8 protein-coding genes are annotated in these 12,756 nt (G+C 61.3%); 3 read left to right on the top strand and 5 right to left on the bottom strand.

The features are described from left to right. Window positions 1–157 precede the first annotated feature (157 nt). Window positions 158–370, top strand: coding sequence for a hypothetical protein (locus RHP74_RS09680; protein WP_077748877.1), 213 nt, complete (start codon window positions 158–160; stop codon window positions 368–370). 73 nt (window positions 371–443) lie between these two features. On the opposite strand, the gene RHP74_RS09675 is transcribed toward RHP74_RS09680, so the two are convergent. From RHP74_RS09675 to RHP74_RS09665, 3 genes are read right to left on the bottom strand one after another with little or no spacing between them, the layout of a single operon-like run. Then, window positions 444–1,280 (bottom strand): LuxR C-terminal-related transcriptional regulator, encoded by an 837-nt coding sequence (locus tag RHP74_RS09675; protein ID WP_010458507.1) that lies wholly within the window; start codon window positions 1,278–1,280, stop codon window positions 444–446. A 53-nt stretch (window positions 1,281–1,333) separates the two neighbouring features. Next, the gene (locus tag RHP74_RS09670) at window positions 1,334–2,752 is read right to left on the bottom strand and encodes an aminotransferase (protein ID WP_083374635.1); all 1,419 of its coding nucleotides are present in this window, start codon (window positions 2,750–2,752) and stop codon (window positions 1,334–1,336) included. Between the two features lie 31 nt (window positions 2,753–2,783). Beyond that, the gene (locus tag RHP74_RS09665) at window positions 2,784–3,887 is read right to left on the bottom strand and encodes a polyamine ABC transporter substrate-binding protein (protein WP_221108885.1); all 1,104 of its coding nucleotides are present in this window, start codon (window positions 3,885–3,887) and stop codon (window positions 2,784–2,786) included. 228 nt (window positions 3,888–4,115) lie between these two features. Between RHP74_RS09665 and RHP74_RS09660 the strand changes: the two genes are divergently transcribed. After that, window positions 4,116–4,898 carry an enoyl-CoA hydratase gene (locus RHP74_RS09660; protein WP_311099108.1) on the top strand — a complete coding sequence of 261 codons (783 nt, stop codon included), beginning with the start codon at window positions 4,116–4,118 and terminating at the stop codon, window positions 4,896–4,898. Then, a complete protein-coding gene (locus tag RHP74_RS09655; RefSeq protein ID WP_311099106.1) occupies window positions 4,895–6,076 on the top strand; it encodes an acetyl-CoA C-acyltransferase family protein in 1,182 nt (393 codons plus the stop codon). The genes RHP74_RS09660 and RHP74_RS09655 overlap by 4 nt, the downstream gene beginning before the upstream one ends. A 125-nt stretch (window positions 6,077–6,201) precedes the next feature. On the opposite strand, the gene RHP74_RS09650 is transcribed toward RHP74_RS09655, so the two are convergent. After that, window positions 6,202–10,713: a hemagglutinin repeat-containing protein gene (locus RHP74_RS09650; protein WP_311099104.1), complete on the bottom strand. Its 4,512-nt coding sequence runs from the start codon at window positions 10,711–10,713 to the stop codon at window positions 6,202–6,204. Between the two features lie 105 nt (window positions 10,714–10,818). Next, the gene (locus RHP74_RS09645; protein WP_311099102.1) at window positions 10,819–12,546 is read right to left on the bottom strand and encodes a ShlB/FhaC/HecB family hemolysin secretion/activation protein; all 1,728 of its coding nucleotides are present in this window, start codon (window positions 12,544–12,546) and stop codon (window positions 10,819–10,821) included. Between the last annotated feature and the right edge of the window lie 210 nt (window positions 12,547–12,756).

Genomic DNA, 12,756 nt, shown 5'->3' with positions numbered 1-12,756 from the left:
ACTGTTTTTGTTGTTTGAGCGCGGCTGCAACCTGCCTTCCGACGTCTAAAATTCTAGTTGAACCTCTATGACTTGCGACCAATCGACCCTCAAATCTGGCCGAAAAAATCTGCTTCACGGCCATACAAACGGCTCCGACGACTTTCAGAGTGCATGGATGACGATTGAGAAGTTCAACGAAGACCTGCGCCAGGCCCGCCTCGAACTGACCGTCGCAACGGCGGCCGTCATGGAGCTGGTCCGCTCGGGCAAGGCGTTCGGGGATGAATGGGACGCTGCGGTCGCGCGCGAGCGCAAAGCCTTTCAGAAAATGCATTGGGTGCTGGATAGCCCCTTGGCTCCCCAGGTCGATAAAAAGTCAGATCCGTAGTGGTTCGAAGACCCGGCTAATTGCTCATCCCGTCGTCTATCGTGATGCCTTGTGGGTGCGGCTGGCGGTTGGATCAGTGCTTGCGCAGCCACTCGATAAACAGCGCAAACAATTCCGACTGTGAACCGATGTTCAACTTCAGATAAAGGTTCTTGCGGTGCATGCGCACCGTCTCCGGCGAGATGCTCATCTGGCTGGCCGTGGATTTCACGGAGTGCCCCCGCAGCACCATGTGCGCCACTTCCCGCTCGCGCTCGGTCAGCAAGTCGCAGCCGAACTGCTCGAAGGCAGACTGCACACGTTGTTTGAGATCGTCACGCACGCCCTCATTGACGGCGCTGAGCTGCAAGCCCCGGCGGCTGAACTCGCTGATGAATTCGCGTACCAGCGGCTCCACCGCCCGCAGCAGGTTCAGCTGTTCAAGCCGCAGACTTTCCCCGCCGAAGCCTTGAAACAGGCTCACCGACACCTGGGTGTCATGGCCGGTATCGACAATGTAAAAACTGTCTTCCGAACTCCCGGCCTTCAAGTAGTAAGTCTTGTAGTACTCACTGTCGAAGAAGTTGTCCGGGGCAATGTCCTCCAGGTGATAAAACCCTTGCGCCAGCCCCTGCTCCACCGCCAGGCAAAACGGGTCGAGCAGGTAGCCCCCGGAAAAATAGCGGTCGATGATCGACTCCCGGTATTTTTCCGGGATGCCCCGCTGATACAACAATTGTGGCGGGCGGTCCTTGTGTTCCAGGCTGATCATCACCGATTCGATAGCCACCAGATGCCCGAAGGCCGACGCCAAAAAGCTCAGCGCGTCGGGCTCATCGATATGGGCGAAGGCCTGGCGCATTTCGCCGTGCCATTTATGCAAGGCGCCGAAGGGCAAGGCGATCAATGTGTCATCGTTTGGTTTGCTCATGCCCCGCAGTCTAGCGGGTGAACCGGCACCTGATAACCGCGGATTCGACGAACTCATTGGCCGAAATACAGGCCGTTCTGCTCAAGTTCGCCCGCCACTTCAAGAATGCACACCCGCAGGGTCTCGACAATTTCATCCACTTGAGCGCACGACAGGATCAGCGGCGGCGACATGACATTGAGGTGCATGATCGGCCGCACCAGCAGCCCCCGGGCCTGCGCCCTGGAGTGAATCATCTCGCCGATGTTGATCTCGTCGGCGAACAACGCCTTGGTGCGTTTATCGGCCACGAATTCCACGCAGGCCATGAACTTCTGGCAGCGCACATCGCCCACCAGCGGCAAGTCGCTGAGTGTGGCCAGACGCTGTTCCAGATACGCGCCGACCACGTCGACATGCTCCAGCAGGTGTTCGCGCTCAATGATCTCGATATTTTTCAGTGCCGCCGTGCAGCAGACCGGGTGGCCGCTGTAGGTGAAGCCGTGGGTGAAGCAACGGCCCTTGCCGGGCTCGGCAATCACTTTCCAGATACGGTCGGAAAAAATGCACGCGCCCAACGGCAAGTAAGCCGACGTCAGCCCCTTGGCCGTGGTGATGATGTCCGGCTGAACATCGAACACCTCATACGAGGCGAAGAACTTGCCCAGACGCCCGAACGACGTCACCACCTCGTCGGCGACAAACAGAATGTCGTAGCGCTGGCAGACTTCCCACATGCGTTTCAGGTAACCCTTGGGCGGAATGATCACGCCGCCGGAGCCCATGATCGGCTCGGCAAAAAAGCCCGCGACCTTGTCTGCGCCGATGGACAGGATCTTGTCTTCGAACTCCTTGATCAGAAACTCGAGAAACTGCGGCTCGTCCATGCCATCCGGCGCCCGGTAAGGATTTGGGTTGGAGACGTGGTGAATCTTGTCGTTGGCGTAATCGAATTCCGGCACACGGTCGGCGGCCTTGTTGCCGATCGACATGGTCAGGGTGGTCGAGCCGTGATACGCGTTGAAACGGGCGATGACGTGCTTCTTTTCCGGTTTGCCACGGCAGTTCTGATAGTACTGAATCAACCGGTAAGCGGTGTCCACGGCGGTGGAGCCGCCGGTGGTCAGGAACACGTGATCGAGGTCACCGGGGGCAAGGCTGGCGAGTTTCTCGCACAACTGGATGGCGACGTTATTCGACATGTCGGAAAACGGGTTCGAGTACGCCAGTTGCCGGACCTGGTCGGCAATCGCCAGCGCCATTTCCTCTCGGCCCAACCCAATGTTCGTGCACCACATGCCGCCCACCGCATCGAGAAAGCGGTTGCCCTGGGTGTCGTAAATATAAGCGCCGTCACCGGCCACAATGTTCAGCGCGCCCTGCTCGGCGTGTTCGTCGAACATGTGATAGCCGTGCATGTAGTGCGCTTTATCGGCTTTGAGCAAATGGGCGTTATCGACGCTCGACAGCATTTTCTGAGTTGGAGTAGCCATACAAAAACCTCAAACCAAAGGGGGTAAACGATCAAATCCCGCTCTTCACCGTGCTCCAGACCCGGGTCATGGCACGCATCTCTTTTGCATCCTGGGTTTTCTGCGGAAACAGCCGCTGGCGGGTTTCGTCATCGGGATAAATCGCCGGGTTATTGCGCACATCGGCGTGCACTAACGGTGTGGCCGCCGCATTGCTGTTGGCGTAGTGAATGAAGTCCGTCACGTCGGCCATGACTTGTGGCTGCATCAAGTAATCGAGGAACGTGTGGGCGTTGGCCACGTGGGGCGCATCGGCGGGGATGTACAGGTTGTCGAACCAGATCAGCGAACCTTCCTTGGGAATGAAATAGGCCAGCTTGATCTTCAGTTTGGCTTCTTCGGCGCGAGCCATGGCGGTCGCGTAATCGCCGGACCAGGTCATGGCCATGCACACATCGCCATTGGGCAGGCTGGTCAGGTAGTTGACCGAGTCGAACTTGCGGATGTACGGCCTGACCGACAGCAGCAAATCCTGGGCGGCCTTGAGGTCCTCCGGCGTGGCGCTTCGCGGGTCGCGCCCCAGGTACTTCAGCGCCAGTGGAATGACTTCAGTGGGCGCATCGACCAGGGTCACGCCGCAATCGGCGAAGCGCGAGACGATTTTAGGGTCGAAGATCATCGCCAACGAGCCAATCGGCGCGTCCGGCATGCGCTCCTTGATTTTGTCGACGTTGTACGTGATGCCATTGCTGCCCCAGGTATAGGGCGCCGAGTACAGCGTGCCTGCATCGAACCCCTGCAAGTCCTGCAAGACTTTCGGGTCCAGATTGGCCCAGCCTGGCAGCAACTTTTTGTCGAGCGGCTGGAACACTTTGGCTTTGATCAGCGGTGGTGCGAGGGAAGCGTTCAACACCACCAGGTCATAGCCGGAGTGACCGGTGAGCAACTTGGCCTGAACCGTTTCATAGGCATCAAAGGTGTCGTAGATCACCCGGATGCCGGTGGCTTTCTGAAAGTCGGCAATGGTTTTTTCGCCAATGTAATCCGCCCAGTTATACAGCCGCAGCGTGTGGCTATCGTCCACTTCGGCGCCGTGGACGGCTGCCGACAGCGGCACAATCAACGCACCAAGCATCACCAAGAAGGCCTTGCGCATAGCAAATTCACCTTATCAAGCGAGTTCCGATCTGGATGAGCGGATGAATCCACTATTGGTCGATTCAGCCAACCGCGCCATACCCCGAATGGGTGTGTGGGCCGGTTTGTGGCACTCGCGACGGCCGACATGGCAAAAAGCGGCAGTTTCGTTGACTGGTTTTGTCATAGATCCGGCGCCGGTCCCGCGCTTAGAGTGCCGTTCATAGCGATCACCCAGGGTACGTACATGAACGACCTGATCAAACAAGAACGAAACGAAGGTGTACTGACGCTCACCTTTGACCGCCCCGACAAGCTCAACGCGCTGAATAATCGCATGTACACGCAGCTGGCCGATCTGTTACTGGCCGCTGATGAAGACGCTGAAATCGGCGTGATCATTGTCACCGGTGGCGACACCTGCTTTACCAGTGGCAACGACCTGGCGGATTTTCTCCAGCATCCGCCGACCGATCTGGATAGCCCGGCGTTTCGCCTGATGCGCGTGGTGATCCACCTGCAAAAACCGTTGATCGCGGCGGTCTGCGGAGCGGCCATCGGCATCGGCACCACCCTGCTGCTGCATTGCGATCAGGTGCTGGTCACGCGCAATGCCCGGTTGCGCATGCCGTTCGTGAACCTGGGCCTGTGCCCGGAGTTCGGCGCCAGCCTGCTGCTGCCGCGCCTGCTCGGTCATGCCCGGGCGGCGCGCTTGCTGCTGTGGGGCGACAGCCTGGACGGTGCCGCCGCCGTCGCGTGCGGATTGGCCAACGAACTGTTCGACGACGGGCCACAGTGCCTGGCGGCCGCCGAGCGCATGGCTCGTCGCCTGCTGGCGCTCCCCCAGGAATCCCTGCGTCAGACCCGGCAACTGCTCAAGCAGACGTCCATGCCGGAACTGCAAGCCACCATTCGCCAGGAGAACTTGCTGTTCATCAAGCGCCTGACCACCCCTGAAGCGCAGGCAGCGTTGAACGCACTGGTTAATCGCAACACTGAAAAGAACTCATCTACAGGAAAGCCTTCATGAACACCCCAGACGTATTTGTTGTCAGCGCCGCACGCACCGCCATCGGCTCCTTTGGTGGCTCGCTCAAAGATGTCCCGCTGGCCGATCTGGCGACCACGGCCGTCAAGGCCGCCCTGGAGCGCTCCGGCGTGGACCCGGCGCAAATCGGCCACCTGGTGATGGGCAACGTGATCCCGACCGAGACCCGCGACGCGTACATTTCCCGGGTCGCCGCGATGAACGCCGGCATCCCCAAGGAAACCCCCGCCTACAACGTCAACCGCCTCTGCGGTTCCGGCCTGCAAGCCATCATCAGCGCGGCCCAGACCTTGATGCTGGGCGACGCCGAGATTGCCATCGGCGCCGGTGCCGAGTCCATGAGCCGCGGCCCGTACCTGATGCCGTCCGCCCGTTGGGGTGCGCGCATGGGCAACGTCCAGGCCATCGACTACATGCTGGGCATCCTGCACGACCCGTTCCATGGCATCCATATGGGCATCACCGCCGAAAACATTGCCGAGCGCAACGGCATCACCCGCGACATGCAAGACGCCCTCGCGCTGGAAGATCAAAAACGCGCGGCGTTCGCCATCGCCAATGGCTACTTCAGTGAGCAGATCGCAGCGGTCGAAATCCGTGGCCGCAAGGAAACGACGCTGTTCAGCATCGACGAACACCCGCGTTCCACTTCCCTGGAACAACTCGCGCAGATGAAGCCGGCGTTCAAGAAGGACGGTTCAGTCACGGCCGGCAATGCCTCGGGCCTGAACGACGGCGCTGCGGCACTGGTCATGGCCACCGGCAGCGCGGTGCAGGTCAACAATCTTCGCCCGCTCGCTCGCCTGGTCAGCTATGCCCACGCCGGTGTTGAGCCAGAACTGATGGGCCTGGGCCCGATTCCCGCCACGCGCCTGGCACTCAAACGCGCAGGCCTGACCGTGGCTGACCTGGACGTGATCGAAGCCAACATCGCCTTCGCCGCCCAGGCCTGTGCGGTCAGCCAGGAACTGGACCTAGACCCGGCCAAGGTCAACCCGAATGGCTCGGGTATTTCCCTCGGTCACCCAGTGGGCGCGACCGGCGCAATGATTGCCACCAAAGCCATTCACGAACTGCAGCGCATCAACGGGCGATATGCGCTGGTGACCATGTGCATTGGCGGTGGTCAGGGAATTGCGGCGATTTTTGAGCGAGTTTGAGTGTCAGGACGACGGTGATTGAATGTGGGAGCGAGCCTGCTCGCGAATGCGGTGTATCAGGCGAGAGTTTTCTCGACTGTATCGCCGCTATCGCGAGCAGAATCGCTCCCACAAGGTCTTGCGTTTCAGATGTTTTTCTCGTCGATCCCAGCTTGTAACGATTGGCTGTCGTAATGACCGCCCAGGGTGACCGGACCGAGTTTGACGCTGTGCTCACCCGGGGTTGTAACGACCGGTTTACCGGCTTCACCCGCTGCCTTTTCAGGCAAATCCAGACCGGCGTTGACCCCGTAATCACGGTTGCTCACGGTGGCAGTGGTGACTTTGGAACCACCGAGACCCACGCGGCCGTCAGTCGATGCAATCCGTGCACCGCTCAGTTGCGTGGCGCCGCCCACCTTCAGATTCACACCCTGGCTGCCACTGATACCGGAAGCCTGGCCGACGCTGTCCTTATGCGTGTAACCGCCATCTAGTTTCAGTGTCGGCTTGTAGTCAGTCCCGCCCGGTTTGGTGTTCTCGGCCACTTTGTCCTTGTCGGCTGGTGCAGCCTTCTTGCCTGTCAGGCCGAGGTCAATATCAACCTTGGCGCTAGTCTGGCTGTCCTGGCGACTTTCCACGCTCAGGTCACCGCCGACCTTGCCGCTGACGGTCGTCGCATCAATCCGCCCACCCGCCAGACGAGTATCACCCACGCTGTTCAACACCACGTTGTCAGCCTTGATCTGGCTGTTCTGCTGGGTCGTGCCTTGCAGGTAATCCACGCCGACCTTGGCCCCGGCATTGAAGCCGTGATCACTTGTGGCGACGTTCTTTTCATCCGCGACGACCGGTGTGCTGTTGCTCAGGTTGCCGCCGGCATTCAGTGCCACATTCCAGTTTGTGCGGTTCTGTGTGGACTCGGCCGACGCCTGGAGGATGCCGCCGCTCTGCGCATCGAGGCTGACGCTCGGGGCGCTGACCTGGGTGCCTTGCAGGTGGATCGCGTCACCACCGAGGGCGATGTTGCCCTGGCTGTTGAGCTGTCCACCGGTCAAAGTCCGGGTCGTTTCGTTGACCCGACCGATGTTGAAATTGCCGCTCACGTTGCCGCCCTGGTCAGCACTTATCTCCGTGCTGGTTTTGCTGCCGCCCACCTTGAGGCCGCCGCCGAGGTTGCTGCCGGTCGCGGTGTGGGTGTCGGTTGCCGCTTGCAGATCGAGTTGGCCGTCAGCTTTCAAGTCAATGCCGCCCCGCGTGTCGACCTTCGTCCCTTGCAGGATCTGATCGCCACCGCTGCTCAACAGCACCGGACCTTTACCCTTAATACTCGACACCTGCGCCTGGCTGTCCCGGGTTTGTTTGCCGGTGTGATCGAGCTGGAAACCCGCACCCAGATCGACATTGGTGCCGTTGGTGCCCGGCGCAGTGCCGACGTTCAACGAGCCGTTGCCGCGTAGGCTGGAGGTGTCGTTGCTCTGGCGGTCAGTGGCCTGATTCAGCGCCAGGTCACCGCCGGTCTTGATCAAGACACCGCCCTGCCCGCCATCGAAATGGCTGCCTTCGAACTGGCCATCGCCACGCAGATTGATGGTCACCCCTTTGCTGCCGGCATAGCTGCCGACGACAGCGGTGGACGTGTCCTTGCGCGTCTGGCTGCTGCCACCCGCACCGCTGCCGGCGACGTTCACGTCCTCACCGGTCTTGGTGTAGACCCGCACGTCAGCCTTGGCGTCCAGCGCCTGATCGGTGCTGCGGTGGGTGTTATTCGCGGCGGTCGCCACCAAGGTATCGGCGTTGATGTTGACCTTGCCCGTGCTCGCTTGGTACTGAGTGCCCTGGTCCTGCAACGTCCCGGCCACGTTCATCTCCACGGTGCCGCCCTTGAACTGGCTGACCACGGCGGTGCTGGTTTGCTCAGTATGGCTGGCGTTCTGATGACCGATCGCAACGTCGATGCCGACGTTGGGTTGACCGAGGTTGGCCAGCGCATCCTTGTCCGGCACCTTGCCGGCCAGCACATCCTTGACCGCTCCGGCGATCGGCCGGGCGATGTCCTTGTACTCGACGTTGGCGCCGATGTCCGCTGACCAGTTGCTGTCTTTGTGGGTGCTGCTGTCGGTGTTGTGCGCAGCGCGATTGTCCACCTCGACGGCAGCGACATTCAGGCCTTTGCCGGCATCCAGACGCGCGCCTTCGGTGGTCAGTTTGCCGGTGTTGATGTTCAGGTTGCCGCTGCTCTGCACGCCGGTGGTTTGCGCGGTGGTTGTGCCAGTAGTGTCTTGCGAGGAGGTGTGCGCGAAATCGATGCCACTGCCGGCGCGGTCGAGGCCGCCGGTGTAGTAGAAGCCGCCGCTGGTGCCGGTTTTATCCGTCGAGGTGCTGTGGCTGTTCTGCTCGGCCAGCAGCGAGACGTTCTTGCCGGTCAGCGTCGCGTCGCCGTGTGTGGCGTTGACCTCGGCGCCTTTGAGCGTCAGGTCGCCGCCCGCCGCCAGTTGCACAGTGCCGCCGCTGAGGCTTGAGCCCTGCTGCTTGATGTCGTTGCCGGTCACGGTTTTCTGCTTGTCTTCGTAATGCACACCGGCACGATACTGCCCGGCGTCCGGACTGTTTTCCCTGGCGTAGGCATCGAAGCCACGCGTCTCGGTGGTTGTGCTGCTGTCGCGAGTGTCTTGCGCGGAATGCACCTTCACATCCCCCGCCGCGTCAGCACTCAGGTTGCCGCCAGCCTTGACCGTGGAACCGGCCACCTCAATGTCCTTGGCGCTCTTGAGCCTAAGGTTGCTGTCCGAGGTCAGCTCGCTGCGCACCGTGCTGCTGTCCTTGGCGTTCTGCCGGGTTTCGTCCTTGGTGATGCCGAAGAACTTGCTGTCCTTGTCGTGGCTGTTGGTGTGAGAAGTGTCCTGTACGCCATCGATCACCAGCGAACCCTTGTCGCTGATGACGCTCGATTCGGTGCCGCCGCGCACCTGGCTGCCGCTGATCCGCACGTCGTCCGCCTTGACGATCAACTTGCCGGCCGCGTTGATTTTGCTGCCCTGGTTCTGGGTCTTGCCCTGATCGGCGTCGCCGGTCTTGCCAAAGAAACCGCCGCCCACCAGATCGCCCGAGTAACGGTTGTCGCTGGTGCGCTGAGTGCGGCTGGCACTGGTGATTTCCACCTGTTTTCCCGCGAGGTGGATGTCAGCGGCGCTGCTCAACTCAGCCCCTTCGGAACGCAATAACGCGGCGGTCTGCAGGGCGATGTTGCCGCCCTCCAAGTGGCTGGTGATGCTGCGCTGCTCTTCGCTGCTGGTGTTCCAATCGGCTTTCCACAAGTGTTTGCGGTGGTTGCCCTGATCGGTCTGGGTGTGGCTTTCGGTGGCGGCGCTCAGGCGTAGATCGCCGCCGCTTTGCACGCTCAGATTGTTCGCCGCTTTGACCTTGGCCGCTTTCAGTTCAGTGTCACCCGCGGACGACAAGTGCGCGTCGCGGCTGGCGAGAATCTGGCTGCCGTGCTGGCGTGAATCGCTGTCGGTCTGCGTGCGGTCGTAGGTTTCCCAAGTGATGCCGATGGTGCTGTTGTTCCAGTTTTCGCGCGTCTCCTGGAGACGGCGGCTTTCGACGGTGCTCAAGGTCAAGTTGCGTCCGGCGTCGAGTTTGACGTCGCGACCGCTGACGTCGGCGGCGGCCAGGGTCAGGTCCTTGCCGCTGTGCAAGCGGACGTCACCCTGGCTGCTGCGAACGCCTGCCCGGATTACCTCAAGGCTGTCGGGAACGGCTTGGCCACTGATGCTCAAATCCCCTGCCGAGCGAATCTGCACGCCCTCGCGACCCGCGACCTGCACCGGCCCGACCCGCACGCCGGCGCCCTCAGCGGTGCTGACGATGTTGATGCGCCCCGCTTGCATGGCGCCAAACAGGCTGGCGTCGATGCGGTGGTCGGTGGTGTTGCCGGCCGGGTCCACGGTTTTCACCTGGCCCGAGGCGTAATCCACCTGATTGCGGCCGACGGTGAGGTTCAGTTGATCCCGAGCGTTGAGGCTGCCCTGGCTGTCGATGCGCGGGGCGATCAGGTTGATCGAGCCCTCACGGTTTTGCAGGCCCGCGCCCTGAATCTGCAACGTCCCGGAGGCCTCACGGGTGCTCAGGGCTTGCAGCTTGCCGTCGTTCAATTCGGGACGGCCGACCACCAGATTGGCGTTCGGTGTGTTGATGAAACTGCCGCCGTTCACCGAGATGCCGTTGGGGTTGGCCAACACATAATCGGCGGCGCGGCCGAATATTTCCTGGGCACCGTTGATGGCCGAGGCGTTGCGGCTGACCACTTCGTTGAGGATCACGCTCGCGGCCTGGCCCTGGAGCTGCGGGTTGGCGGCCAGTTGCCCGGCGAGTTGGGATTGCCCGGCCTGCAAGGCGTTGTTCAACACCAGGCCCTGGCGATCAACGTTGTAATCGAGGAACTGGTTATGCGACAGGCCCGAGCCGTTGGGTGCAACGATATTGACGATCGGCACGCCGCCCTGGGTTTGCAGTTGTGCAGTGCCGCCGGGGCCCGGTGCGACCACCACGCCACCCGCGAGGGCGTTTGGCAGATGGGCAATCAGGAACAGGCTGGCAATCGCCCAGCGCAGTTTTCCCCGAGGGGAAAGATGGAACGCAAATGTTTGTTCAGGCATAGGAACCTCTCAATAAAAGTGCGGCATCACGTTGCGCGTTGGGATGATTGCCGAGGCTGTCGCGCACAGGTCCGACGGCTGAATGTGTGTCGGGTGAGTCGGTGGTCATATCTGCAACCCCATGCGCATCAGCCAGGTCTCTGGCTCATGCCTTAAACCGCTGGGGGTGTTGAGGCTGCGTTGGTAATCGACGTCCACTTGCAGGTTTTTCCAGCTCAGGTTGACCCCGGCGCTGGCCCCGCTCAGGCGTTGCCCCTGGGTGCCGTGGTCGGCCTTGATCCAGCCGTTGTCCAGCCCCAGGCGCGGAGTGACTTGCACCGGCCAATCGCTGCGCAACGGCAGGCGCAAGGTGTTGCGCCAGATCGCGCCGCTGGCACCGGACGCACTGTTGACCCGGTAACCGCGCACGGCGGAATCATCGGTGCCGAGCAGTTGTTCGATGGCCGGCAGCGGATCGGGGCTGTACTGAATGTTCAACTGGCTTTGCCACTGCCATGTCTGCTGACCAAACTGGCCGTTTCGCCATTGGCTGAGACCGGCGCGGTACTTGCGAAACTGCGCCTTGGGCAGGTCGTTGACCTGGCGCTGGGCATCGTCATCGGCACCGAACCAGCGCAGGCCCTGGGCGTAATTGACGTCCAGGTTCCACACGGCGCTGTTGAGCCAGAACAGGCTCAAACCGGCTTCGGCCACGGTCAGGGTCGGGCTCTGGATACCGAGGCGAATGTTCTCCAGATAACTGTCGACGTCCTTGTGGGCCAGTTGCAGGTTGGCGCTGAACTGATGGCTCTGATCGCGCCACAACACCCGGTCGGCGCGCACGCTGAGCTGGTCGGTGATGCCGCTGCTGTGGAATTTCAGGGTACTGAGCTTGAACGGCGCGCGGTATTCGGCATGGCTGGCGAATACGCTGTAGGTCCAGTAACCGTAGGGAATGGCGTAGTAAACGCTGGCGTTGCGGCTGTAGCGATCGCCCCGATTGAGGGTGTCACTGGCACTCACGTTGAGGGCGTCATTGAGCTCCAGCGGACTGTCGAGGCTCAGGCTCAGGGTGTCGCGATCACGCCCGGTGCTGGCGCTGCCGAGGTTGTCGACGCCCAGCCCCAACGCCCATCGAGACTGGCCGCTGGTGCGCGAACGCAGGATGATCCGCGAGGCGCCGGGCTGCGAGCCGGGGGCTATATCGGCCGTCAGGTCAAGCGAACGCAAGCGGTTCAACTGATCCAGGCCTTGCTCAAGATCGCGCAGGTACAGCGGCTTGCCGAGCATTCCGGGGAAGGCGCCACCGAGGGACACCGGCAGGCGCTGGTCGGCCAGTTCGATGGACTCGACGTAACCTTCATCGACCACGATATCCAGCGATTGCCCGGCGACCGGAGCGCTGCGCAGGTACGGCCGACTGGCGATGTACCCCGCGTCCACATACAGGCCGGTGATGGTCGCCAGCAGATGGTTGATCTGGCCGACGCCCATGCACGACGACAGTTGCGGCTTGATCCGCTCGTCGAGGGTCTTGCTACTGATCAGGGTGACGCCACCGACACGCGTGCCACTTAGGGGCCAGCAGCGTTCATCGGCGGGCACACTGGCGGGGACGGCCGGCGCGACCGGCGCAGGACCAAAGCTACCGCGCTCCAGTTGCCGGCGACGCTGCTCCAGTTGCAGCTGTTGCAGATCGCGCTGTTGCTGTTGTTGCTGGCGCAGCACTTCCTGGCCTGGGGCGGAGGGCTCTGCCGCCTGGAGTGCAGAAGCACTCAGGCTCAACAACGAAGCCAACAACAGCGTGCAAGGCGAGCAACAACGGCGATGCACAACGCGAAACGAATACGGCACTCAACATCCCTGTCATCATCAAATAGCTTAATGCCATCCCATCAATGCGAGTGATAGTCAGATCGTTCCTACGCAAATGCAAGACGCGTCCTACAACGCTTACATTTCTTAAACAATTGGTTTCCTTGTCGTTCCTGTTCGTTCCCGCTGTCATCGCCCTGACGACTGGCAACAGAAATCATTTGCCGCGAAATATTACCTGCGTCATAT

Source organism: Pseudomonas sp. SG20052 (genome assembly GCF_031766055.1).
Classification (GTDB): Bacteria; Pseudomonadota; Gammaproteobacteria; order Pseudomonadales; family Pseudomonadaceae; genus Aquipseudomonas; species Aquipseudomonas mandelii.
Note: the sequence above shows the minus strand (reverse complement) of the source record. Positions and strands in the feature narration are given on the sequence as shown.

Excerpts from the sequence above, each read along its gene's own strand:
- RHP74_RS09680 (WP_077748877.1), top strand. The coding sequence starts at position 158 with ATGACGATTGAGAAGTTCAACGAAGACCTGCGCCAGGCCCGCCTCGAA.
- RHP74_RS09675 (WP_010458507.1), bottom strand. The coding sequence starts at position 1,280 with ATGAGCAAACCAAACGATGACACATTGATCGCCTTGCCCTTCGGCGCC.
- RHP74_RS09670 (WP_083374635.1), bottom strand. The coding sequence starts at position 2,752 with ATGGCTACTCCAACTCAGAAAATGCTGTCGAGCGTCGATAACGCCCAT.
- RHP74_RS09665 (WP_221108885.1), bottom strand. The coding sequence starts at position 3,887 with ATGCGCAAGGCCTTCTTGGTGATGCTTGGTGCGTTGATTGTGCCGCTG.
- RHP74_RS09660 (WP_311099108.1), top strand. The coding sequence starts at position 4,116 with ATGAACGACCTGATCAAACAAGAACGAAACGAAGGTGTACTGACGCTC.
- RHP74_RS09655 (WP_311099106.1), top strand. The coding sequence starts at position 4,895 with ATGAACACCCCAGACGTATTTGTTGTCAGCGCCGCACGCACCGCCATC.
- RHP74_RS09650 (WP_311099104.1), bottom strand. The coding sequence starts at position 10,713 with ATGCCTGAACAAACATTTGCGTTCCATCTTTCCCCTCGGGGAAAACTG.